This window comes from Macellibacteroides fermentans (genome assembly GCF_013409575.1).
Taxonomy (GTDB): Bacteria; Bacteroidota; Bacteroidia; order Bacteroidales; family Tannerellaceae; genus Macellibacteroides; species Macellibacteroides fermentans.
In genome coordinates this window covers 141072-163800 of sequence record NZ_JACCCY010000003.1, presented here as the reverse complement: position 1 = coordinate 163800, position 22729 = coordinate 141072, and the positions used below count along the sequence as shown (strand labels likewise).

Sequence of the window (22729 nt, the reverse complement as noted above, 5' to 3'; positions counted from 1 at the left end):
TAAAAAACCACTACTTTTGCACCCGTAAAGATTACTCGGGGTGTAGCTCAGCCCGGTTAGAGTACGCGTCTGGGGGGCGCGTGGTCGGACGTTCGAATCGTCTCACCCCGACTAACTGAAAATTAAGCACTTACATTAAATTGTAGGTGCTTTTTTTATGCCTTCAAGCAAAATTCTAAGTCCGATTTATGGGATCACTACCAAATTCTGGGTCTAAGCATAAATTTTGCATAATCTGTATAGGAAGAATTTAATGTCCGTTACACCTCTAAACTGTCTTCTGAACTCTTTTATCTTTGCATTAAACGATTCAGCAGCTGCATTTGTACTTCTGGATTGAAAGTAGTTTACAATGGTATTATAATGTTTTTCAAACGTTCTTTTCACTGTAGAGAATGCATCAAATCCCACTTCTTCTACCTGGTTGAACCATTCTGCAAGTTTTGCTCTGGCCACGTTAGGAGATATTTGACGGTTATAGATCTTGCAAAGACCGTAAGATAGTTCGTAAGCTTTCTTGATATCAGGATAGAGTTCAAATAATATATGTGCTCTATGCCATTGTGATAAGGTCCATTTTTCCTCCGGTTTAAATAACAGGTACCGGCTTCTGGCCAGCAATTGTTTTCGGGTATCTCCATTTGCCAATACCTCTGGTTGATACTCAATACCCTTTTCTTTGGCTTCTTTGTGAGCGGTATTTTCTTCGTCCAATGTTTCCCACCGATGCTTAATCCGGATATCCTGTACAGCTTCATAAGCCAGCTTCTGCACATGAAAACGATCTGTTACCCGTTTAGCCTCTGGAAAGCATTTTTTGACAATCAGATTCATATTGGCAGCCATATCCAGTGTCACTTCACGGACTATTTTGCGTCGTTGTTCTGGATAATGCTTATGTATAAGTTTGATGATCTCATTGGACTCGGTTCCTTCAAATATGCCAACAATTGAACCTTTCTTCCCTCTTCTGGCTTTATTGGTGATGATGGTATAAAGCTCACCATTCGAGAGTGATGTCTCATCAATGGTCAGGTAAGCTCCCAGGTTCTTAGGATAAACAACGTATCTTTCGGCATGTGCTCCTTGGCTCCAATAGCGAAAATTACTTAGCTTTTCTTTATGTTGTCGCTGAAAGTTACGTCCGTTAACCCCCAGGTAGGTCTCAAGGCTTTGACAACTGATGGCGTTAGTATCGACTAATTTCTTTTAAAAAAAGCAGCATACTCTGCGCTCATGCGAGTACCCTGTGCAATGACATTCCAATCCCTGCTTACCTTTTTAACTTCCCCTTCTATTTCAACATCCCATCGACGTCTTTTCACACTTAAGGTAACTAACATATTCCGTATGGGATAATCATTTATCAGACGCGGCTCCATGAAACCACTTGCCTTGTATTTATAATATTTGTATTCCGTTGGAATCTGGTTTTTCTCTTCCAGATAAATGGTCAGAGTTTTATCATATACATACTTTCCACTATTCCCTTTATCAAAGCCTACTATAGTAAAGTATTCTAGTATCCCTTCGGGTAATATTAACTCTAATAATGATTGGTTGAGATCCTTATCCATTTAATCTTATTTAGGAACACAAAGATAAATCATTTTAATTTTAGACCCAACTTTTGTCGGTGATCCAATTTTATCAGTTCTTTGAGCATTCACAAAGCACCAACAAAAAGAATGGTACGGGGAACTCACCCATACGTAGCAGAGGTAATGGCATACTCGGCAAACGAAATAAGTAAGTCCGTGCCAAAACGATTCGAGCATTGTACATCTCATCTTGTTTGTCTTTTAAAAATGCCAGTTTTCTGCTAAAGTATTAGCTGTGAACGCAATATTAATATATCTTTTTTGAATATATCCGCTTGTTTTCTGTTGTAAAGATACGAAATCCTACATGAAATTCGCAATTTAGCAATAATTTAATGTTGATTATTCACTCAAAGGTGAACTTATTGCAAGAAATAATTGTTTTTTAAAAAAAACATCTTTATCTTTGCGGGGAAAATCACTTAAAAGTAAAGTTGTGGAGTGTGAACTTGAGCTGTATTTAGAAAATGAAAATGTCAATATTTACTCTATTAGAACGAATGGAGAGAAACTTGAGATAGAAAAGTTTTTAGAAAAATTCCCTCCTGGTTCAACATATGAGAAAGATATAAATATAATATTAGCTGCGATAAAAAAAATAATATCTAACGGGGCATTAGAGCGTTATTTTAGACCGGAAGGGTCATATGCTGATGGTATTGGTGCTATACCTATAGAAGGAAATAGATTGAGACTTTACTGTATTCGCGTCTCAGATTCAATTTTAGTTATTGGGAATGGAGATGTTAAGCAAGTGAAAAAATGGCAAGAGTGTCCTATATTATCTCAATATGTTGAACAATTAAAGAAACTTCAAGAAAAGCTCACTCAATCCCTAAAAGATCGCACTACTACAATTGTGAATAAAAATATAAATGGACGTCTAAAATTTAATATAAAATGAACGGAAAAGGAAATTTGCTCGAAAATAGATTGAAGGAAATACCAAAAGATATAGAGGAATTTGTTTCGTTGTCATTTGATATTTCAGATAGGATTAGAGATGTTTTAGAAGAAAATAACATCTCTCAAAAACGGCTAGCTCAACTTTTAGGGAAAAGAGAATCAGAGGTTAGCAAGTGGTTAAAAGGAACTCATAATTTTACAATAGAAACGATTGCAAAAATAAGTGTTGTTCTTGATACTAAGATTTTTTACATACCAACAAAAACAAAATCTTTAGTAGAAATAAAACAGGCTATAAGTGATTTTGAATGTTTGTATAATAAATCATCTAATGAAAGATTCTTTAACATCAAGTTGCAGACTCTTCCTGAAAAATCAATATACAAAAACGAAGATCATATTGGGCTTGTTGGCTCCGAAAAGAAAATAGCTATAAAAAAAGTAGACAGTACAACTATCTATAAATTAGCTTGCACAACTAATTTTGAGAGTTCAAAAGAAAGTCCTACTATAAGTATTGTATTTTAGTAATTTTTTGAAATATGAAAAATAAAAAATCTGATTTTAAAGAAATTAGCATTAGTTTAAAGAAGATCCAGGATTGTAAATTTTATTATAATTTAGATTTTAAGTGTAATCAGGAAAGCTTGAAAGAAGATAAATTGCCATACAACGTAATCGTCAAATACTTTTTATCATATGAATTAGAAGAAGATTTGTTTTACATAAATATTTCCATTATTTATGAAGAAAAAGACAATCCAATATTAGAGGCGGAAAACCGTTTTACATTTCACATTAAGGAACTAAAAAAGCTTATCAAAGTACAAAGTAGCACATCGTTTGCGTTAGAAGTAGACTTTTTGCCAACCTTAATAAATGTAGCAATAGGAACAATGCGTGGAATTATCTTTTCAAGGACAGGTTCTAGTTCTCTTTCTGATTACCCATTACCTATGATTTCAATGAATGAGTTAACCCCTACAGATCAATAAAAGATTAAAGTATGGATAAGGCACAAAGAAAGGCTATTTTAAATCAGGCTTTTTCCCCGACACAGCCAATTCAAGAAAAAGATTTCTTTTTTGGAAGAATGAATCAACTCATGAAAGTTATTGAAGCCATAAATGAGAAAGGACAGCATGCAATTTTATATGGTGAGAGAGGAGTGGGAAAAACTTCCTTAGCAAATATAATGTATAAATCTTACACTAATATTTATCCGGTAAAAATCACATGTGATAGAAGACATACATTTCGTTCTCTTTGGGAAGATGCATTTGATAAGATACAGTACTCTCAAACAACAAGTGGCATAGGCTTTAATGCGCAAAATAAGAGCAAAATGGTATCAATGAAAAGCCTAATTTCATCATATACAGACTTGAAAACGAATCAAATTGTTGACATACTTAATAACCTTGGAAATGATTACAAATTGATGTTTATATTTGATGAATTTGATAATATAGATGATTTAAATACCAAATATTTTTTTGCAGATCTAATAAAATCACTATCCGATAATAACATTAATACAACGGTTATATTGGTGGGGATAGCGGAAAGTGTAGAAGATCTAATAGGAAGCCATCAATCACTGGAACGATGCCTAAAGCAAGTAAAGATGCCGCGAATGAAAAAGGAAGAGTGTGAAGAGATAATAGTCAATGGATTAAAACTTCTAGATATAAAAATAGATAAGAGTATTCAAGAAAAAATAATAGAATTTTCTTCAGGATTTCCGCATTATATTCATTTATTATGCAAATATGGGTGCTTAGAATTAATAGAAAATGATAAAAACTATTTTTCCGAACCATATTTAAATATTGCCATAAATAAAGGTATTGAAAATACTTCTGAACAATTACGAATAACTTTTAGGGCAGCTATTTTATCATCAAGCAATAACGGCAAATGGAAGAATATTTTATATGCTTGTGCTAATTCAGAATTAGATGAATTCAATTCATTCACAATCAGTGATATTGTTAAAGAATATAATAAAATCACACAAAAAGCATCTAATAATTCAAATCTGCATTATTGCATTAATGAACTCACAAAAAAGAATAGAGCAGAAATATTGACAAAATTGGGCAAGGGCAGAAGTTCTCGTTATACATTTAAAAATCCTATGATGAGAGCGTTTATTAAACTTAAAATGAATGCGAAATAAAATTATGTGACACAATTATGCACTAGTAATACTACTCTAACAACCTCGTTAATAACTCTATTCCCGAACCTATCCAAATACACTTCGGTTGTTTTTGCGTTTCCATGTCCGAGAATTTGTGAAATTTTATTCGTTGCGATATTACTGTTTCGTAGGTGTATAGATAGAGAATGGCAACATTGGTAGTCAAATTCAACTCAATGCCGACAGGTATAAAAATAGGTTCCAATGTTGAAATAGGTGAAATTTCGTATTTAACAGAATGTCAAATAAATGCAACATAGACTCAACGACTTTCTTTGATTCTTTGGGGCGCGTGGTCGGACGTTCGAATCGTCTCACCCCGACTAACTGAAAATCAAGCACTTACATTAATTTGTAGGTGCTTTTTTTATGTCTTCAAGCAAAATTCTAAGTCTGATTTATGCCTTTTTCTTGCTCTTAACGTTACATTCTATTGCAAATCTATTGCAAATCTATTGCAAATCTATTGCAAATATTGTGGATTAAATACTGATAAATCTGCTTCATTTCTTATTTAATCGTCTTACAACCTCCATTGGATATAAATAACAGTTCAAAAGTGGTTCTTCGTCAAATTTGGTGCAGGTTATCCTAAGTTGGAAAGCACGACCTTTCGTCTTAACAGTTCAAATCCAGCCCTGCCATACATCTCTCTTTTCTTGTTTTTTAATCTGTTTACATGACCCTCCACAACTCCATTACTCCAAGGGTATTTAATGGCGTTTTTTACTGCTTCCAAATCATGAATAATGCCATTTATAAAACTTTTAATCCTCCGTATTTGGGTCGACTTATACTTCTCGAGCCATTGGTCTAATCTAAGTTCATCTTTACTGTTCAAAACCTCTCTAAAAGTGTTGTATACCTCTCTCATGCTTTTTAATAACATAGAGGAGTTAATAATATCCTCTGCCAGTATGTGAGACTTGCTACACTCGCCTGTTTCCTTTGAAACACCCCATTCACTATTTGTTAAATGTATAGCAAGTCTGTTGGGTGACATTCCGCTAAATCGAGTTTCTTCATAAACTATCGGAGAGGTATTTAATGCTACTGGTAATCTTTTCTTATTCTGATATTCCGGGAAGTGCCTGTTGAACCACTGATAAAAAGATGTTTGATTACCCTTGAATCCCTGTTTTTTCAGAGACACAAATATATTTCTTACATTTAACCCCTGATTACAACACTCCTTAATCAGATCCATAAAATCTCCATAATTATTATAATAGATGGTTGCTCGTGGCAACAACTCTTCCATTTCAAAATAATATCTTACAGTATTACGGCTAATGTTTAAAGCCTTGGCAATTGCTCTTTGAGAGTAGTTGTTGTTTTTAAGCTCATGAATCCTGTTAAACAACTCCTGTTTTCTATGGTTAACACTATTGGTGTGTTTGTTATATTGTGAATCGCTGGTATTTTCGTTATCTCCACTACTTAAGCAGATGTTTTTTTTTTTGCTTTTATAAAGACTCTTCCTGTGAGCCAACCAACTATTTTTAATGGTTTTATACTCCATTCGTATTTCATGTGCTATGTGATCTCCCAGATTTTTCACTAAATGAAACCTGTCTGCTATTTGTGACGCCTTGGATGCCCCAGACTTTATAGCATTAGAGTAGCTGCTTGATCGATCCCTGGTTACATACAGTATGGAGTTATGTCTTATAAGCCAATCTGCAACCTCCTCCTTGTCTCTACTCTTTAGTAGTTCTACGGGACGGTGATTAATCGCATTTACAATAATAGTACCATACGATTTGCCTTTCCTGTATGCCCAGTCATCTATGCCTATGGTAGTTAGTTCCTGAAAATGGGGCATTTCTATAGACTTAACGATTCTAAGACAGGTAGAACTGCTCTGCTTTATTGATAGGAGCTCACTTATATACTCACCTTTACGAGAAGAGACCTCAATGAGCAGTTTTTGCAAAAAGTGACTTGTGCGATCTGTCAGTCGTGAGTGTTTCCGCGTTAAGGGCAGATGTTGCTCAGAGAAAACTGTTTGAGTGCAATTACTGTAACGGCATCTAAACTTTCTGACTTTCAGTATAATTTTAACAGCTCTGCCAACTACAGCTAGATCTGTTAATTTGCGCATATAGGATGAATGGACACTTTTACTCCTTTTACCGCAACAGATACATTTTGCTGTCTTGTCTTTAAGACGGGCAGATAGAAGAATCAAATTATCACTTATAACGGAATCATAGAATACAACACCTGGGATTCCAAAAATAGCTTGGAGCGAATGTTTGTTTATAAAAAAGTTATTATCTTTGGGTTGGCTAGTGTTGTCAATCATCTTTAAATCCTTTAGTGTCAGACCTTTAAAGATAATAAAAATAATTCTATTATACTAGCTTTTTGTTATTTATTTGCCTGTATATCAACACAATAAGTCAATTATACTGGTTGTTTAAGAACCGTTATTTTGCACCAAATTTGACGAAGAACCTCAAAAGTATACCACCATTCCAATTGAAAAGTATACCAGCTAATCAAAAAAAATAGAGGCTAATGTCAGCACTTGATGGAGTGCAGGCGTAGCCGAAACGGAATCAAGTGCTGACCTAATTAATCAAGATTAAGCACTTGTTCCATAACGTTTAATTTCTTTGTGATGTAAAAACCAGCACAGAGATAAAATGATTAGCATGAAAGACAAATCAGAAATTATCAGATTACGAAATTATGAGGGTTTGAGTGAAAGGGAAATTTCACGCAGACTAGGTTTTAGCCGCATTACGGTTCACCGTATCCTGGATGAGTATACCAAAGCCCTGAAGGAACAAGAAGGGGATAAATCCAGGATAGAGGCGTATATATTAACGCCCCCAATTTATAAAACAGAAAATCGTCCCAAACGACGTCTTACCGAGAATATCATCCGTATTATAGACCATTGTCTGGAGGAAAACGAAATTAAGAAACGGTCCGGGCGTCATAAGCAGCGTATGTTCAAACAAGATATACATGAGTTGCTAGTGGAAAAAGGTTATGACATATCCTATTCTACAGTATGTGGTTATATCAGCAACCAAAGCAGTCAAAAAGAAAAGGAAAGCTTTATCAAACAGGGTTATATCCCGGGTGAGAAGGCGGAGTTCGATTGGGGGGAAGTAAAGCTTTGCATAGCGGGTCGTTGGCAGAAACTGTACATGTCCGCATTTGCTTTATGTAGCAGCAATGGCCGTTGGGGGGATCTGTTTCACCGGCAAGACACGCTGGCCTTTATGGAATCTCACGCCAACTATTTTGAAGAATGTAAAGGTGTTCCCCATGAAGTTGTATACGACAATATGCGTGTAGCCGTAGCTTCTTTTGCCGGAAATGAAAAGGAACCAACCCAGGCTCTTCTTCGAATGACGGCATTCTATGGCTTCAAATACCGGTTCTGTAATGTCAGACGAGGAAACGAAAAAGGACATGTGGAACGTACGGTGGAGGTTTTGCGCCGCAAAGCCTTCTGCCTAAAAGACACTTTTGATACCATAGAACAGGCAACGGAGCATCTGCACCAGACCTGCAGGAAGCTAAACGCATCCGAAGATATCAGGCCAAAACTGGAGGAAGATCTTCGCTCGCTGTTACCCTATACAACACCAATGGGTTGTTTTGAAAGGCGAGAACTCAAAGTAGATAAATGGTCTACCATCACATTGAATACCTCCCATTACTCTGTACCCGACACGTTGGTAGGCAGAATGGTCGAGGTTAAAATATTCAGTGAAAAGTTACTGGTATATATGAACAATGCCCCTGTGGCGGAACATGAACGTTCTTATTATTCAACCTGGTCGCTCAATCTCAATCATTATCTACAGACACTTAAGCGAAAACCGGGTGCTTTAAGTGGTTCTGTTGCCTTATCTCAAGCTCCGGAATCAATGAAAGAGCTGTATTATAAGTACTTTACGGATAATGGAAAGTCTTTTGTTGACCTGCTTATCTTCGCAAAAGAACATGCAATCTCTTACGATGAAATCGCTCTTGCTGGCAAAGATGCCGAACAGTCCGGAATCAAAACAGTTACAGCAGCACATATTACAACGTTGCTATATAACAGGCTCAATCAAACACCTCCGCTTTACAAGCATGAACAAAAAGACGAGATAGAGGATTTTGCCATCAAGCAATTATCCATGTGGTCTATGATGATGAACAACAACTCTAAAATAGTATAATAATGAAAGAAAATGAATCCAACCTAAGGCAGCAAATAACAGACTTGTCGAAAACACTGAAGCTGCCTTCCATTCGCAAAACATTGCAAGATACCATAAAGGAAGCTGTTTGCCACTCCTGGAGCTATGAACAGTTCCTCTTTACCCTGCTTCACAGTGAAGACACACATCGTGAAGAGAATCGTAAAAAAGCCCACGTTAAACGTGCCGGATTCCCTCAATATAAATACCTGCAGGAATTGAACCGGGAAGAACTTCCCGATGATGTAAAAATTGTATTGCCTGAATTAGAGACTCTTGAATTTATTAAAAACGCTCAGAACATAGTCCTTGCCGGCAATCCGGGAACCGGAAAAACCCATATCGCCATCGGCCTTGGAATTAATGCCTGTAAAATGGGATATAATGTGTTGTTTACTTCCATCCCCCAGTTGCTTACTCAGATCCGGGAATGCCGTTCGGCCAGAACGCTGCACCAGCTGGAGTTGAAGTTTATTAAATACGATCTGGTAATATGTGATGAGTTTGGTTATGTATCCTTTAACAAAGATGGTGCTGAAGCCTTGTTCAATCACCTTTCCTTAAGGACTGGACGAAAAGCAACAATTATTACTACCAATCTGGCTTTCGATCGATGGAAAGAAATCTTCGGAGATCCAATCCTCACGGCCGCAATGGTAGATAGATTAACCCATAAAGCATATCTAATAAATATGAACGGTGATTCTTTTAGAATGAAAGAAACTCAAAAATGGATCAAAAATAAAAGAATCTAACCTGCGTTTAGATAACTTTTTTTATCTTCGCAAACAATGAGCACTGGTATACTTTTCAACTGGAATATGGTATACTTTTCAATTGTTATATACACATTGGAATGAGTTTTTGTCAAAACAAGTCGAGTAGGCCTGAGCATTTCAGCTCAAGCCTCTCACAGAACCGTGCGTGACAGTCTCCCATCACACGGCTCTTCTTATTCAGTCTGATAAGATTACCATTTCTTGTTAGCTGTTGGAGTTACTCCCCACTGCCAGTGGTAAAAGAGTTTAGACTCTTTCCGGGAGATGTTTCCCAGCCAGTAGTAAGCCCGATAGGGTTTCCCCTTGAAGCGCTTGAACTTGGCTGTAACCCATCTGGCCAGATGTCTGTTTACTTCATCTAACAGGATTTTGAGTCGGGTGGGATAAAATTTACCATAATAAGTAATCCATCCCCGAAGCACCGGATTGATGCTTTTCGCCAGGGTTTCCAGCGATAGAAACAGTTGTTTCCTTGTTTTCCAGCTGCGCATCTTTTCACGGATGCGGTTGCAGGCCTTGTTGCTGATTGCCGGCAGAAAGCCTGTAAAGTTGATGCCATTTCTGCCTTTTGCCTTCCGGGGTCGGAAGGTGTAGCCAAGGAAATCGAAAGAGATTGTATCAAACTCTCCCTTTCTGCGGCTGTCTTTACAGTACACAATCTTTGTTTTGTCATCGTTCAACATCAGTTTACATTGAGCAAACCGTTGTTGAACAGCTACTTTCAGTGCTTCGGCCTGGGATTGGGTGGCGCAGTGACAGATGGTGTCGTCTGCATACCTTTCGAAGGGAATGTGCGGATAATACCTGCTCATCCACTTGTCGAAGGCGTAATGCAGGAACAAATTGGCCAGCACAGGTCCGATTACGGACCCTTGCGGGACCCCTTTGTCCCGGTCGATTTTACTTCCATCCTGCAGTTCGTAGGGAACTTTGAGCCACCGTTCGATGTAAAGCAGCACCCATACACAATCGGTATGAAGTCTGACTGCTTTAATCAGCAGTTCGTGGTCAATGGAATCGAAGAACTTGCTGATGTCCATATCCAATACCCAGTTGTACTTCCAGCACCGCTCGCGTGCTTTGGCGATGGCATCGTGAGCAGAGCGGTTGGGCCGGTAGGCATAAGAATCCTCGTGAAAACAGGGTTCAATCTGTGGCTCCAGTATCATCACTGCCGCCATTTGAGCAATCCTGTCTCCTACCGTAGGTATACCTAACGGACGTTTATCTCCATTGGGTTTAGGTATTTCTACCAGTTTGACCGATGGAGGGAAGTAGCTTCCCGAACTCATGCGGTTCCAGATTTTGTAGAGATTGTCTTTGAGATTTTTCTCAAACTGTTCAATCGATACGCCGTCAATACCCGCACTTCCATGGTTTGCCTTGACTCGTTTGAAGGCCTCCATGATTAAAAACTTAGAAATCTCATGCGACTTTGCGTCTTTCATTTGCATCCTCCTGTTTTAATAGTTGTACATTTACTACGCTTGAATAAGCTGTTCCCTTGGCTCCATTTCCATTACAGAAACTTCGTCGCTACTACGGAACAGTCCGCCCCTGCCTCCGGTCCTCGGTACGCTGGTTCTTGCAGGGCTTCTGCTTGAACTTCTCCCTTCACATCCCGGCGCAGGTTCCTGCGTTCCGTGAAAAAGCCTCTGTACAAGTCATGCTATCTTTGCACCGGATGCCACCCGGACCGTAAACAGGTTCCTTCCGGATTTATCCCGGGTCTGACAGAAAAGCCCCGGTTCTGACATCGTCTGAACAGTTTTCGATGCTTCATCAATAGTTCCCTTGCGGTCATCTCTTGTACAGTTACCTGACGATTTATATCGCCTTTTGGTGTATCGCTCACCACCTTGTCTCTTAAACAAAGCAGCATACACTGGTTTGTAACCATCTCCTGTAAGACGGTTACGAGGGGCCTGCCCTCATCTCTTTCACAGTTACAAACATTGCCGCCTGCAATGTTTTCACAGCACACTCTGTCATCTATCATTATTTTGCTCAAAACCCCGTATGGGAGCGGCTTTTGGAAATGACAGATGGGGTGTGACGGATCTGTTTCATCTGTCATCTGTCATTCCGGGGTAAGCGTCTCCGCGATGCCATCTTGTGAACACATTTGATCCCCTTTACCTTTGTTTTCAAAAAAGAAACAAATGAAAGCATCCGAACTTTATGCATTGGCAATCGAAGAGTACAGGCAAATCTGTATTTTAAGTAGCATGACTTTACGGGACTATTGCAAAGAACGTCATGTCTGCTACGGAGGTATCCAGAATTGGATGAGCAGGCATTCGATCAAAGTAGCAGATCTCAAGCCTCGTCCCGTATTACCCGATACTTCTGCCTCCACTCCTGAGCAAGCCTCTTGTGAAGGACAACAACTCTATCCGCTCTCCTTTATAAAGGAAGCATCAGAAAAACCGGTTTTCACAGGGAATGTTTTCCCTGTGCTTAAAGGCGTCAACATCACTTTTCCCGATGGCGTAATTATAACCATTAAAGAGATTAGCCAGGAAGATCTGAATAAATTTATACAAACCTATTTTAACCAATAATCCGATGTTTGCACTTACAGAATCCATGAGCTATTATCTATGTCCGCATTACGTGGACATGCGCAAAGGCATCTATTCCCTATACCAGTTAGTGAAGACAGACATGAAACGGAATCCTTTGTCGGGAGAGGTTTTTCTCTTCCTTGGCAGGAACCGGTCGTTAATTAAGATCCTTCACTGGGAAGACGGTGGATTTGTTTTGTATCAGAAAAAGCTGGAACGGGGCACCTTTGAAGTCCCCCGATTTAACCCTTCAAACAATGAGTTTGAGATGAAATGGAAGACCTTTGTCTTGATAATGGAGGGCGTCTCGGTCCGTTCGGCAAAGTACAGGAGAAGGTTTTAGATAAGGCTTAATATATTGTATACCAAATACATAGCTAAATTATTTATTGTAATTTACTTTGATATCCGAAGTATTGTCCGTATCTTTATGACATGAATAGCAAACGGATTATTGAACTACAGGAAGACCAGCTGAAACTTTCCGCTCAAAGGGAAAAGATGTATTTGGAACAACTCGTCCGGCAATCTGAACAAATAGAAAGACTCTCTGTCCAGGTTGGTAGTTTAACCGAAACAATCCGTTCGCTGGAAAAAAGCCTGCTTCAAAAGAACGGGGACATGCAGAAGGTTGAGGGGAAAAACCGGAGAATGAGCAAGCTTCTCTCCAATAAATCGGAAAAGCTTGTGCCCGATACCGCAAAAGAAGAACCGACAGAAACCGCTCCCCCTGTTTTGCCCAAAGACCGCGGAAACAACAATGCCAAACGGAAAGAATACTTCTCTCTAGAAACCATTGTCGAGCATGTATATCCCGATGATCCTGCCTTTGACAAAGAAAAGGCCAGGGTGATCGGATCTGTAGACTCCGTCATGTATACCTACAGCAAGGCTACTTTTAAGAAAATCATATACAGACAATATAATTGCGTACAGCAGGAAAAGGTTTACTCGGGTAAAGCCCCCAGATCTCCCCTGCAGAACTCAAACTATGATGCCTCCTTTATCGCCGGCATGCTTCAACTGCGGTATGTTTACTCCATGCCTGTGGAGCGGATTGTCAAGTATTTTACAGAAAATGGCTTTGAATTAAACAAAGCTACCGCCCACGGACTGATTAAGAAGTCTGCCGGATTAATGGACCGCCTGGATGATGTTCTTCATACAGCGATCCTTGAAGATGACTATCTTTGTATGGATGAAAGTTACCATACCATCCTTACCAAAGAGAAAAACAAGGATGGTAAGGGCGTACGCAAAGGGTATATCTGGGCTGCGCTGGCCAATACAAAGAAATTGGTCCAGTACTTTTATGAAAACGGGTCTCGATCCCGGGAGGTTCTGACCAACTATATCGGCAATCATTACAAAGGAGCCATCCAGAGTGACGGGCTGATCAACTATAAAATACTTGAGACCGATACCTATCCTGATGTAATCCGGCTGGCATGCTTCCAGCACTGCAAGCGTCAGTTCCTGGATCTCGCAAACGATAAAGAAGCCATCGGAATTGTCAACATAATCAACCGGCTTTATCAGGCGGAGCATAAGATTGACCCGAAATGGAAGCCCGACAAAATCCTTGAACATAGACAAGAGTACGCCCCACCCATACTGGCTGAACTAAAAAGCAAACTGTTGGAAATACAATCCAATCCATCCACCCTTCCCAAGAGTCCCCTCTCGAAGGCCGTGAATTATACTCTCAACGAGTACGATGCACTGTGTAATTACATTGTACGTCCGGACTATGCGTTGGATAACAATGCCGTGGAAAGATGTATGCGAAGCATATCTTTAAGCAGAAAAAACTCTCTTTTTTGTGGCAGTCATGCCGGAGCTAAAAGAACGGCATTGCTCTACTCGCTATCCATCTCCTGCAAACTTCATAATATAAACTCCTTCGAATACTTTACGGACATACTAAACCGACTGGCATACATAAGTCCAACCGCTCCCGATCAAATATATCGCGATTTACTTCCAGACAAGTGGACTAAACTCTAATAACAATTAATAAATCTTACAAGACGGTATCGCGGAGACGCTTACTTCCGGGGCGAAAGCGTCTCAGAGTAAGCGTCTCCGCGATGCCATCTTGTGAACACATTTGATCCCCTTTACCTTTGTTTTCAAAAAAGAAACAAATGAAAGCATCCGAACTTTATGCATTGGCAATCGAAGAGTACAGGCAAATCTGTATTTTAAGTAGCATGACTTTACGGGACTATTGCAAAGAACGTCATGTCTGCTACGGAGGTATCCAGAATTGGATGAGCAGGCATTCGATCAAAGTAGCAGATCTCAAGCCTCGTCCCGTATTACCCGATACTTCTGCCTCCACTCCTGAGCAAGCCTCTTGTGAAGGACAACAACTCTATCCGCTCTCCTTTATAAAGGAAGCATCAGAAAAACCGGTTTTCACAGGGAATGTTTTCCCTGTGCTTAAAGGCGTCAACATCACTTTTCCCGATGGCGTAATTATAACCATTAAAGAGATTAGCCAGGAAGATCTGAATAAATTTATACAAACCTATTTTAACCAATAATCCGATGTTTGCACTTACAGAATCCATGAGCTATTATCTATGTCCGCATTACGTGGACATGCGCAAAGGCATCTATTCCCTATACCAGTTAGTGAAGACAGACATGAAACGGAATCCTTTGTCGGGAGAGGTTTTTCTCTTCCTTGGCAGGAACCGGTCGTTAATTAAGATCCTTCACTGGGAAGACGGTGGATTTGTTTTGTATCAGAAAAAGCTGGAACGGGGCACCTTTGAAGTCCCCCGATTTAACCCTTCAAACAATGAGTTTGAGATGAAATGGAAGACCTTTGTCTTGATAATGGAGGGCGTCTCGGTCCGTTCGGCAAAGTACAGGAGAAGGTTTTAGATAAGGCTTAATATATTGTATACCAAATACATAGCTAAATTATTTATTGTAATTTACTTTGATATCCGAAGTATTGTCCGTATCTTTATGACATGAATAGCAAACGGATTATTGAACTACAGGAAGACCAGCTGAAACTTTCCGCTCAAAGGGAAAAGATGTATTTGGAACAACTCGTCCGGCAATCTGAACAAATAGAAAGACTCTCTGTCCAGGTTGGTAGTTTAACCGAAACAATCCGTTCGCTGGAAAAAAGCCTGCTTCAAAAGAACGGGGACATGCAGAAGGTTGAGGGGAAAAACCGGAGAATGAGCAAGCTTCTCTCCAATAAATCGGAAAAGCTTGTGCCCGATACCGCAAAAGAAGAACCGACAGAAACCGCTCCCCCTGTTTTGCCCAAAGACCGCGGAAACAACAATGCCAAACGGAAAGAATACTTCTCTCTAGAAACCATTGTCGAGCATGTATATCCCGATGATCCTGCCTTTGACAAAGAAAAGGCCAGGGTGATCGGATCTGTAGACTCCGTCATGTATACCTACAGCAAGGCTACTTTTAAGAAAATCATATACAGACAATATAATTGCGTACAGCAGGAAAAGGTTTACTCGGGTAAAGCCCCCAGATCTCCCCTGCAGAACTCAAACTATGATGCCTCCTTTATCGCCGGCATGCTTCAACTGCGGTATGTTTACTCCATGCCTGTGGAGCGGATTGTCAAGTATTTTACAGAAAATGGCTTTGAATTAAACAAAGCTACCGCCCACGGACTGATTAAGAAGTCTGCCGGATTAATGGACCGCCTGGATGATGTTCTTCATACAGCGATCCTTGAAGATGACTATCTTTGTATGGATGAAAGTTACCATACCATCCTTACCAAAGAGAAAAACAAGGATGGTAAGGGCGTACGCAAAGGGTATATCTGGGCTGCGCTGGCCAATACAAAGAAATTGGTCCAGTACTTTTATGAAAACGGGTCTCGATCCCGGGAGGTTCTGACCAACTATATCGGCAATCATTACAAAGGAGCCATCCAGAGTGACGGGCTGATCAACTATAAAATACTTGAGACCGATACCTATCCTGATGTAATCCGGCTGGCATGCTTCCAGCACTGCAAGCGTCAGTTCCTGGATCTCGCAAACGATAAAGAAGCCATCGGAATTGTCAACATAATCAACCGGCTTTATCAGGCGGAGCATAAGATTGACCCGAAATGGAAGCCCGACAAAATCCTTGAACATAGACAAGAGTACGCCCCACCCATACTGGCTGAACTAAAAAGCAAACTGTTGGAAATACAATCCAATCCATCCACCCTTCCCAAGAGTCCCCTCTCGAAGGCCGTGAATTATACTCTCAACGAGTACGATGCACTGTGTAATTACATTGTACGTCCGGACTATGCGTTGGATAACAATGCCGTGGAAAGATGTATGCGAAGCATATCTTTAAGCAGAAAAAACTCTCTTTTTTGTGGCAGTCATGCCGGAGCTAAAAGAACGGCATTGCTCTACTCGCTATCCATCTCCTGCAAACTTCATAATATAAACTCCTTCGAATACTTTACGGACATACTAAACCGACTGGCATACATAAGTCCAACCGCTCCCGATCAAATATATCGCGATTTACTTCCAGACAAGTGGACTAAACTCTAATAACAATTAATAAATCTTACAAGACGGTATCGCGGAGACGCTTACGTCTCAGAGGTGTTTTCAGGATACTATCTTGTATGGTTCGACAGACTGTAATCAGACCGTTGAGCACCTCCGTAAGTACAACTTTAATCTTAAGCGGAAGTTTTAAACGTTTTTCATTCCTGAATCAGAGGTTTTCCCTTAAGGATTTAATGCTTTTCATAACGATGATTAGTCATTAACCTAAAGTATATTCTTCGTCCCACATCTGAGTGATCATTGTCTTCCATCTGTGTGACAATGGTCCCTCAGCTGTGTGACTATTGTCCCTCAGTTGGAAGACGAGTAAAGTCTGGAATGAAACAGGGCAGACGCATATTATTTTAGAGCTAAAAGAGTAAGGATTATTACTTAATGTGTATATATATAATGCAGATATTCAATATATTAAACATAGCATATCTGACGTTCATAATTTATTGTATCAAAACATCGTCAATTTAAAATAAGATTAAAATAGCCATATTTAATATTAATCGTACATATTGTATGTGATAAAATTTGCTTTAAAAATAATAACCGTCTCTAAAAATTGGATGTATCTTTTTGCTACGACAACTTTGTTAAGTTAAAACTTTAATCAGAATATTTAAGTTCAGTTTGAAGTCATATTGACATTACTAAAAAGAGCCCAAAAACGGTAATTACAACTACGAAAAGAAAGATAATAAATCTTCAAAATAATCACTTAAACTCATTGATATCTCAGTAAAAAATCGTATATTTACCTTATTATCAATAGTTTAAATACATAAAATATGACATTGCTTGCTTTTGCTTCAAGTATCGAAGATTATCGTTTTGACAGAAATAAGGTTCACTCTGCAGAAACTATTATTTATATTACGTTAGCTGCCGTTATTTGCGGGGCCGAGACATGGAATGAAATAGAAGACTTTGGTCATTGTAAAATTGATTTCTTCTCTCGTACGATCCCTTCTTTTAATGGAATACCCTCACATGATACATTTAACCGATTTTTCACAGTCTTGGATACCTCATATTTTGAAAATCAATTCAGAGAATGGGTTAAATCCATATGTGGCAAGTATAAAGGCGTGGTTGCTATCGACGGCAAAACAATATGCGGAGCATATGAGTCTGAAGAGGCTAAATTATTCAGAGGTACCTACTTAAAACCATCGAGTCCCAAATATAAACTTCACATGGTAAGTGCCTGGGCCGCAGACAATGGAATAAGCCTTGGACAAATCAAGACAGAAGAAAAATCCAATGAAATTACCGCTATCCCCGAACTATTGGAAGCATTAGATATTAAAGAGTGTATAATCACTATTGATGCTATGGGATGTCAAAAGACAATAGCATCTAAAATAATAGACAAAGAAGCTGATTACGTTTTGGCTGTGAAAAACAACCATATGCATTTATACAAAGAAATAGAACATTTTTTCACCATTTGGAGTGCTGAGAAGCCCAACCGGGTAAGCGTTTACGAGAAGAGCGAGACTGGACATGGTCGTTTGGAAAAAAGAACTTGCATAGCCTGTGACAACCTATACTGGTTAAATACTAAAGACTTCACTCAATGGGCTGGTTTGAAAACATTTGCCTGTGTCATTACAGAGCGTACCGTTCCAGGCGAAAAAGGCCCTCGTAAACAAAAAGAAACCAGATACTATATTTCTTCATTAGCTTTAGATGCTGAATTAATCGCTAGTTCTGTCAGAAAACACTGGTCTGTGGAAAATAATTTACACTGGCAATTGGATGTCTCGTTTAATGAAGATTACGGAAGAAAGAAGAACAATGCTGCCGTCAACTTTTCGCTTGTCTCTAAAACAGCTTTATCTATGTTAAAGCACTATGAAAGTAAAAGTAGCATTGCTCGCAAAAGAAAATCAGCAGGATGGTCTGACGACGTTCTCCAAAGCATACTTTCTGTGGAGAAATTTTAATGCGTCTGCCCTGTGGAATGAAAACGACTAATCTATGCCATGAACGGAGCTAATCACTTAAGGGAAAATGTAAAAACAGGAAGGGTGAATCTCTCTTAAAACCTTGGTTGTACAATTGTCTTAGCAGGAGTAGCCTGACCAAAGTTTGAGCCGCGTGTTCTTTGGTTATTGCAGCATACTTTTGCTGTATGGAGGCCGGTTGTAATCAAGATGTGCTGTTTGAATGATATTATTAAATATATTAAAAACCGTTATACTTGATTTGGATACATAAAAAAAGCATATCTTTGTTTATCAGAAATAATTGGAAAATACATATACATGAAAAAGATACTGCTACTATGTTTGGTGATGTTGATGGTGCCTGCTGTTTATGCACAGGTGTCGTTCGGGGTTAGGGCAGGGATCGGTTCTTCCGCTCTTGTCCAGAAGGTGGATGGGTCGCCTGTATCGGGAGCCCGTTTTGGCTTCAGCTTGGCTGGAATGCTGGATGTTCCGGTGTATAAACGATTTTCACTAAGGCCGGAACTTGTATTTATTAATCAGGGAGGGTCGTACGAGGCTTTCGAAAACAGTACAACACCTACCGCCCATTCATGCTACTACTATTCTATTCAGGTTCCGCTGAATGTGGTTTATTCTATTCCTATAAACGAAGCTAAGCTGGGAATTTCTCTTGGACCGAATTTTAATTATTCTCTTTTCGGTAATATGAAGTCCGGACAGGCCGATTATGATATCAAATTCGGACAAACGGAAGAAAATGACCTCAAGCCCTTCGATCTGGGTGTAAATATTGGATTAAGTGCGATTTATAAAGATGTATTCTTTGGCATACATGCTACTTACGGAACCCTGGACCGGTTGGCCGAAAAACCACAGGGAGCCTCCTCCGTTTATCAGAACAATATTACCTTTTCGCTTGGCTACTTCTTCCGTTAGGCTTGATTTGCTTTGAGTTGTCTGTTAAAAACATAGGCAAAAGTTTTTTTATTTAAAGAAAAGCCGTACCTTTGCAAGCCGATTATTATCAAATTGTACTAAGAGTTTAATTCTTAGCATGTTGTTACTTCATGTGTCCGAAGGAGCTCATGTAAAAGAATTTGTTTTTTGAATTATTAATTAAATTAATTTTAAGCAAGTGGATACTTTAAGTTTTAAGACCATTTCTGCAAACAAAGCAACTGTAAACAAAGAATGGGTGATTGTTGACGCAACAGGTCAGTCTTTGGGTCGCCTTTGCGCAAAAGTAGCAAAGCTTTTGCGTGGTAAGTACAAACCCAACTTTACCCCTCACGTTGATTGTGGTGATAATGTAATTATTATCAATGCAGACAAAGTCGTTCTTACCGGAAATAAGTGGAACGACCGTGTTTATCTGAGATACACTGGTTATCCAGGTGGACAAATCGCATTTACTCCTGCTTCATTGATGAAGAAGGGCGAACGTCGTTTGTTCGAAAAAGTAGTGAAGGGTATGCTGCCAAAGAATCGTCTGGGTGCGAAATTGCTTGGCAACATGTACGTGTATGCAGGCACTGAGCACAAGCACGAAGCTCAACAGCCTAAGGAAATTGATATAAACTCACTTAAATAACTAGTATGGAAGTAGTAAATGCAATAGGAAGACGTAAAGCTGCAGTTGCTCGCGTATTCGTTAGCGAAGGAACAGGAAAGATTACAATCAACAAACGTGATCTTACAACTTACTTCCCTTCAACAATTCTTCAGTTTATTGTTAAGCAGCCTTTATCTAAATTGAATGTTGCTGAACAATACGACATTAAGATTAATCTTGACGGAGGTGGTTTCAAAGGTCAGTCTGAAGCAGCTCGTTTGGCAATTGCCCGCGCGTTGATCAAGATCAATCCGGAAGACAAGCCTGCTTTAAGAGCTGAAGGCTTCGTTACACGCGATCCACGTACGGTTGAACGTAAAAAACCAGGTCAGCCAAAAGCACGCAAGAGATTCCAGTTCAGCAAACGTTAATGTTATTTGTGAGTATCTTGCAAGTAAGACGCGTTTAGTATCTAAATTGTTGGGATTTCTTTTGCATGATGATTTGCCGGAGAACTACCTGACGATTGTGTGTTAAACAGAATGTAAACGATTTTAAAAACAAAACAATGTCAAGAGTTAATTTTGATCAGTTATTAGAAGCCGGAGTCCACTTCGGACACTTAAAAAGAAAGTGGAACCCCGCTATGGCTCCTTATATTTTCATGGAGCGCAATGGTATTCATATCATTGACTTATATAAAACAGTTGCTAAAGTAGACGAAGCTGCAGAAATCTTGAAACAGATGGCTAAAGCCGGCAAGAAAATTCTTTTCGTTGCTACCAAAAAACAAGCTAAACAAACCGTTGCTGATAAGGCTGCTTCTGTAGGTATGCCTTACGTTATCGAAAGATGGGCTGGTGGTATGCTTACCAACTTCCCTACAATTCGTAAAGCCATCAAAAAGATGACTACGATCGATAAAATGACAAAGGACGGTACATTTGATAATCTTTCAAAAAGAGAAAAACTTCAGATTACTCGTCAGCGTGCAAAATTGGAAAAGACTTTAGGTTCTATTGCAGACCTAACCCGTCTTCCTTCTGCTTTGTTCGTTGTAGACGTAATGAAAGAACATATTGCTGTTCGTGAAGCAAACCGTTTGGGTATTCCGGTATTCGCTATGGTGGATACAAACTCTAACCCTAACAACATCGACTTCGTAATCCCTGCTAACGATGATGCTACAAAATCTGTAGAAGTTATCCTGGGTGCAATTTGCGAAGCTATGAACGAAGGTTTGCAGGAACGTAAGGCTGAAAAGATCGACACTGAAGCTGCAGGCGAAGGCGAAGCTGCTCCTAAAAGAGAACGCAAAGCTAAAGCTGGTGTTAAGAGAACAAGAAAAGAAGACGAAGAAGCATTGAATGCACGCGTTGTTGGAAAGTTCGTTAAGGATATAGAAGAATAATATATCATCAATACTACAATGTGTCAGTCCTGCCGCTTAATGAATCGCTTCGTTAATCTGCAAGTTGACACATTGTTTTTTTTATAAATCAGAAGATTACATACCAATAAAAATATAAAACTATGGCAGTTACAATGGCTGATATTTCTCACCTTCGCAAAATGAGCGGAGCGGGAATGATGGATTGCAAGAAGGCTTTGGAAGAAGCTGGAAATGATTTCGATAAAGCAATGGAAATTATCCGTAAAAAAGGTCAGGCTGTTGCCGCAAAACGTTCAGATCGCGAAGCTTCTGAAGGTTGTGTACTGGCAGCCGAAAACGCTGGATTTGCTGCAATTGTAGCTTTGAAATGCGAAACCGACTTTGTGGCTAAGAACGAACAGTTTGTTGCCCTTACTCAGGATATCCTGAACGTAGCTATGAGCGTTAAACCAGAAACTGTAGAGGCTTTGTTGGCTTCTCCTTTGGCTGATGGCCGCGCTATTCAGGAACACATCACCGACCGTGTTGGTGTAACTGGCGAAAAGATGGAATTAGGTTTCTATCAGTTCGTAAATGGTGCAAGCTCTGTATCTTATATCCACCCGGGAAACAAATTGGCTACTATCGTTGCATTCAACGAAGCAGTTGATCACACAGTTGCCCGCGACGTAGCTATGCAGGTTGCTGCTATGAATCCGGTTGCTGTACGTGCAGAAGAGGTTCCTCAGAATGTTATCGATACAGAAATGGAAATTGCCCGCGACAAAGCTCGTCAGTCAGGCAAACCAGAAAATCTGTTGGATCGTATCGCTCAGGGTGCTTTGCAGAAGTATTACAAGGAAAATACATTGCTTCAGCAGGAATTTATCAAGGATTCTAAGATCTCAATTGAAGAATACCTTCGTCAGCAAAGTAAAACACTTACAATTCTTGCATTCAGCCGTGTTACATTAAACGTTGATTAATCTTTGTAAGATATACATCAAAA

Annotated in this window: 22 protein-coding genes, 1 tRNA gene and 1 pseudogene; 19 read left to right on the top strand and 5 right to left on the bottom strand. The window is 39.4% G+C overall.

Annotated features, from left to right (window positions below; all coding sequences use genetic code 11):
• Positions 1–36 precede the first annotated feature (36 nt).
• Positions 37–111: transfer RNA gene (locus tag F5613_RS10110), tRNA-Pro, on the top strand.
• A 102-nt stretch (positions 112–213) separates the two neighbouring features.
• On the opposite strand, the pseudogene F5613_RS10105 reads toward F5613_RS10110, so the two are convergent.
• Positions 214–1188: pseudogene (locus F5613_RS10105) on the bottom strand (ISAon1 family transposase); the annotation flags it as partial.
• A gap of 11 nt (positions 1189–1199) precedes the next feature.
• Positions 1200–1577, bottom strand: a complete 378-nt coding sequence (locus F5613_RS10100) for an ISAon1 family transposase N-terminal region protein (RefSeq protein WP_179399672.1) — start codon at positions 1575–1577, stop codon at positions 1200–1202.
• A 460-nt stretch (positions 1578–2037) separates the two neighbouring features.
• On the opposite strand from F5613_RS10100, the gene F5613_RS10095 reads away from it, so the two are divergent.
• From F5613_RS10095 to F5613_RS10080, 4 genes are read left to right on the top strand one after another with little or no spacing between them, the layout of a single operon-like run.
• Entirely contained in the window at positions 2038–2505 is a 468-nt protein-coding gene (locus tag F5613_RS10095) for a hypothetical protein (RefSeq protein WP_179399671.1), read from the top strand.
• Positions 2502–3035, top strand: coding sequence for a helix-turn-helix domain-containing protein (locus F5613_RS10090; protein WP_179399670.1), 534 nt, complete (start codon positions 2502–2504; stop codon positions 3033–3035). The genes F5613_RS10095 and F5613_RS10090 overlap by 4 nt, the downstream gene beginning before the upstream one ends.
• Positions 3036–3049: 14 nt before the next feature.
• Entirely contained in the window at positions 3050–3502 is a 453-nt protein-coding gene (locus tag F5613_RS10085; protein ID WP_179399669.1) for a hypothetical protein, read from the top strand.
• Between the two features lie 11 nt (positions 3503–3513).
• Positions 3514–4689 (top strand): nSTAND1 domain-containing NTPase, encoded by a 1176-nt coding sequence (locus F5613_RS10080; protein WP_179399668.1) that lies wholly within the window; start codon positions 3514–3516, stop codon positions 4687–4689.
• Positions 4690–5299: 610 nt separating this feature from the next.
• Here the strand turns inward: F5613_RS10080 and F5613_RS10075 are convergent.
• Positions 5300–7021 (bottom strand): ISL3 family transposase, encoded by a 1722-nt coding sequence (locus F5613_RS10075; RefSeq protein WP_179399175.1) that lies wholly within the window; start codon positions 7019–7021, stop codon positions 5300–5302.
• A 352-nt stretch (positions 7022–7373) separates the two neighbouring features.
• Between F5613_RS10075 and istA the strand changes: the two genes are divergently transcribed.
• Both istA and istB read left to right on the top strand, forming a co-directional pair.
• Complete coding sequence (gene istA / locus F5613_RS16530; RefSeq protein ID WP_179399667.1) at positions 7374–8903, top strand: IS21 family transposase; 1530 nt, start codon at positions 7374–7376, stop codon at positions 8901–8903.
• A 2-nt stretch (positions 8904–8905) separates the two neighbouring features.
• On the top strand, positions 8906–9679 hold the full coding sequence (istB, locus tag F5613_RS10065; RefSeq protein ID WP_179399666.1) for an IS21-like element helper ATPase IstB: 774 nt from the start codon (positions 8906–8908) through the stop codon (positions 9677–9679).
• Positions 9680–9894: 215 nt separating this feature from the next.
• Here istB and ltrA read toward each other — a convergent pair whose 3' ends face one another.
• Together ltrA and F5613_RS10055 are read right to left on the bottom strand one after the other, a co-directional pair.
• On the bottom strand, positions 9895–11151 hold the full coding sequence (gene ltrA / locus F5613_RS10060; RefSeq protein WP_179399665.1) for a group II intron reverse transcriptase/maturase: 1257 nt from the start codon (positions 11149–11151) through the stop codon (positions 9895–9897).
• Between the two features lie 221 nt (positions 11152–11372).
• Positions 11373–11702, bottom strand: a complete 330-nt coding sequence (locus F5613_RS10055; RefSeq protein ID WP_179399664.1) for a hypothetical protein — start codon at positions 11700–11702, stop codon at positions 11373–11375.
• 163 nt (positions 11703–11865) lie between these two features.
• On the opposite strand from F5613_RS10055, the gene F5613_RS10050 reads away from it, so the two are divergent.
• The 12 genes from F5613_RS10050 to tsf all read left to right on the top strand — a co-directional run bounded on the left by F5613_RS10050 (position 11866) and on the right by tsf (position 22706).
• Positions 11866–12267, top strand: coding sequence for a hypothetical protein (locus tag F5613_RS10050; protein WP_179399236.1), 402 nt, complete (start codon positions 11866–11868; stop codon positions 12265–12267).
• Between the two features lie 4 nt (positions 12268–12271).
• The gene (gene tnpB / locus F5613_RS10045) at positions 12272–12613 is read left to right on the top strand and encodes an IS66 family insertion sequence element accessory protein TnpB (RefSeq protein WP_179399235.1); all 342 of its coding nucleotides are present in this window, start codon (positions 12272–12274) and stop codon (positions 12611–12613) included.
• A 92-nt stretch (positions 12614–12705) separates the two neighbouring features.
• Entirely contained in the window at positions 12706–14277 is a 1572-nt protein-coding gene (gene tnpC / locus F5613_RS10040) for an IS66 family transposase (protein ID WP_179399234.1), read from the top strand.
• 140 nt (positions 14278–14417) lie between these two features.
• Positions 14418–14819 (top strand): hypothetical protein, encoded by a 402-nt coding sequence (locus tag F5613_RS10035; protein WP_179399236.1) that lies wholly within the window; start codon positions 14418–14420, stop codon positions 14817–14819.
• 4 nt (positions 14820–14823) lie between these two features.
• Positions 14824–15165: an IS66 family insertion sequence element accessory protein TnpB gene (gene tnpB / locus F5613_RS10030; protein ID WP_179399235.1), complete on the top strand. Its 342-nt coding sequence runs from the start codon at positions 14824–14826 to the stop codon at positions 15163–15165.
• A gap of 92 nt (positions 15166–15257) precedes the next feature.
• Positions 15258–16829: an IS66 family transposase gene (gene tnpC, locus F5613_RS10025; RefSeq protein ID WP_179399234.1), complete on the top strand. Its 1572-nt coding sequence runs from the start codon at positions 15258–15260 to the stop codon at positions 16827–16829.
• 800 nt (positions 16830–17629) lie between these two features.
• Positions 17630–18790, top strand: coding sequence for an ISAs1 family transposase (locus F5613_RS10020; protein WP_179398492.1), 1161 nt, complete (start codon positions 17630–17632; stop codon positions 18788–18790).
• Positions 18791–19111: 321 nt separating this feature from the next.
• A complete protein-coding gene (locus F5613_RS10015; protein WP_179399663.1) occupies positions 19112–19732 on the top strand; it encodes a porin family protein in 621 nt (206 codons plus the stop codon).
• A 199-nt stretch (positions 19733–19931) separates the two neighbouring features.
• Positions 19932–20387, top strand: coding sequence for a 50S ribosomal protein L13 (gene rplM / locus F5613_RS10010; RefSeq protein ID WP_179399662.1), 456 nt, complete (start codon positions 19932–19934; stop codon positions 20385–20387).
• A 5-nt stretch (positions 20388–20392) separates the two neighbouring features.
• Positions 20393–20779 (top strand): 30S ribosomal protein S9, encoded by a 387-nt coding sequence (gene rpsI / locus F5613_RS10005; protein WP_179399661.1) that lies wholly within the window; start codon positions 20393–20395, stop codon positions 20777–20779.
• A gap of 137 nt (positions 20780–20916) precedes the next feature.
• A complete protein-coding gene (gene rpsB, locus F5613_RS10000; RefSeq protein WP_068183231.1) occupies positions 20917–21759 on the top strand; it encodes a 30S ribosomal protein S2 in 843 nt (280 codons plus the stop codon).
• Between the two features lie 122 nt (positions 21760–21881).
• Positions 21882–22706, top strand: a complete 825-nt coding sequence (tsf, locus tag F5613_RS09995) for a translation elongation factor Ts (RefSeq protein WP_079682634.1) — start codon at positions 21882–21884, stop codon at positions 22704–22706.
• The last annotated feature ends 23 nt before the right edge of the window (positions 22707–22729 follow it).

What these genes read in the sequence shown, in the direction of transcription:
- F5613_RS10075 (WP_179399175.1), bottom strand. Translation starts at nt 7,021, where the DNA reads ATGATTGACAACACTAGCCAACCCAAAGATAATAACTTTTTTATAAAC.
- tnpB (WP_179399235.1), top strand. Translation starts at nt 12,272, where the DNA reads ATGTTTGCACTTACAGAATCCATGAGCTATTATCTATGTCCGCATTAC.
- F5613_RS10090 (WP_179399670.1), top strand. Translation starts at nt 2,502, where the DNA reads ATGAACGGAAAAGGAAATTTGCTCGAAAATAGATTGAAGGAAATACCA.
- F5613_RS10085 (WP_179399669.1), top strand. Translation starts at nt 3,050, where the DNA reads ATGAAAAATAAAAAATCTGATTTTAAAGAAATTAGCATTAGTTTAAAG.
- F5613_RS10080 (WP_179399668.1), top strand. Translation starts at nt 3,514, where the DNA reads ATGGATAAGGCACAAAGAAAGGCTATTTTAAATCAGGCTTTTTCCCCG.
- istB (WP_179399666.1), top strand. Translation starts at nt 8,906, where the DNA reads ATGAAAGAAAATGAATCCAACCTAAGGCAGCAAATAACAGACTTGTCG.
- F5613_RS10015 (WP_179399663.1), top strand. Translation starts at nt 19,112, where the DNA reads ATGAAAAAGATACTGCTACTATGTTTGGTGATGTTGATGGTGCCTGCT.
- F5613_RS10055 (WP_179399664.1), bottom strand. Translation starts at nt 11,702, where the DNA reads ATGATAGATGACAGAGTGTGCTGTGAAAACATTGCAGGCGGCAATGTT.
- rpsI (WP_179399661.1), top strand. Translation starts at nt 20,393, where the DNA reads ATGGAAGTAGTAAATGCAATAGGAAGACGTAAAGCTGCAGTTGCTCGC.
- tsf (WP_079682634.1), top strand. Translation starts at nt 21,882, where the DNA reads ATGGCAGTTACAATGGCTGATATTTCTCACCTTCGCAAAATGAGCGGA.
- F5613_RS10020 (WP_179398492.1), top strand. Translation starts at nt 17,630, where the DNA reads ATGACATTGCTTGCTTTTGCTTCAAGTATCGAAGATTATCGTTTTGAC.
- tnpC (WP_179399234.1), top strand. Translation starts at nt 12,706, where the DNA reads ATGAATAGCAAACGGATTATTGAACTACAGGAAGACCAGCTGAAACTT.
- ltrA (WP_179399665.1), bottom strand. Translation starts at nt 11,151, where the DNA reads ATGAAAGACGCAAAGTCGCATGAGATTTCTAAGTTTTTAATCATGGAG.
- istA (WP_179399667.1), top strand. Translation starts at nt 7,374, where the DNA reads ATGAAAGACAAATCAGAAATTATCAGATTACGAAATTATGAGGGTTTG.
- tnpC (WP_179399234.1), top strand. Translation starts at nt 15,258, where the DNA reads ATGAATAGCAAACGGATTATTGAACTACAGGAAGACCAGCTGAAACTT.
- F5613_RS10100 (WP_179399672.1), bottom strand. Translation starts at nt 1,577, where the DNA reads ATGGATAAGGATCTCAACCAATCATTATTAGAGTTAATATTACCCGAA.
- F5613_RS10035 (WP_179399236.1), top strand. Translation starts at nt 14,418, where the DNA reads ATGAAAGCATCCGAACTTTATGCATTGGCAATCGAAGAGTACAGGCAA.
- tnpB (WP_179399235.1), top strand. Translation starts at nt 14,824, where the DNA reads ATGTTTGCACTTACAGAATCCATGAGCTATTATCTATGTCCGCATTAC.
- F5613_RS10050 (WP_179399236.1), top strand. Translation starts at nt 11,866, where the DNA reads ATGAAAGCATCCGAACTTTATGCATTGGCAATCGAAGAGTACAGGCAA.
- rpsB (WP_068183231.1), top strand. Translation starts at nt 20,917, where the DNA reads ATGTCAAGAGTTAATTTTGATCAGTTATTAGAAGCCGGAGTCCACTTC.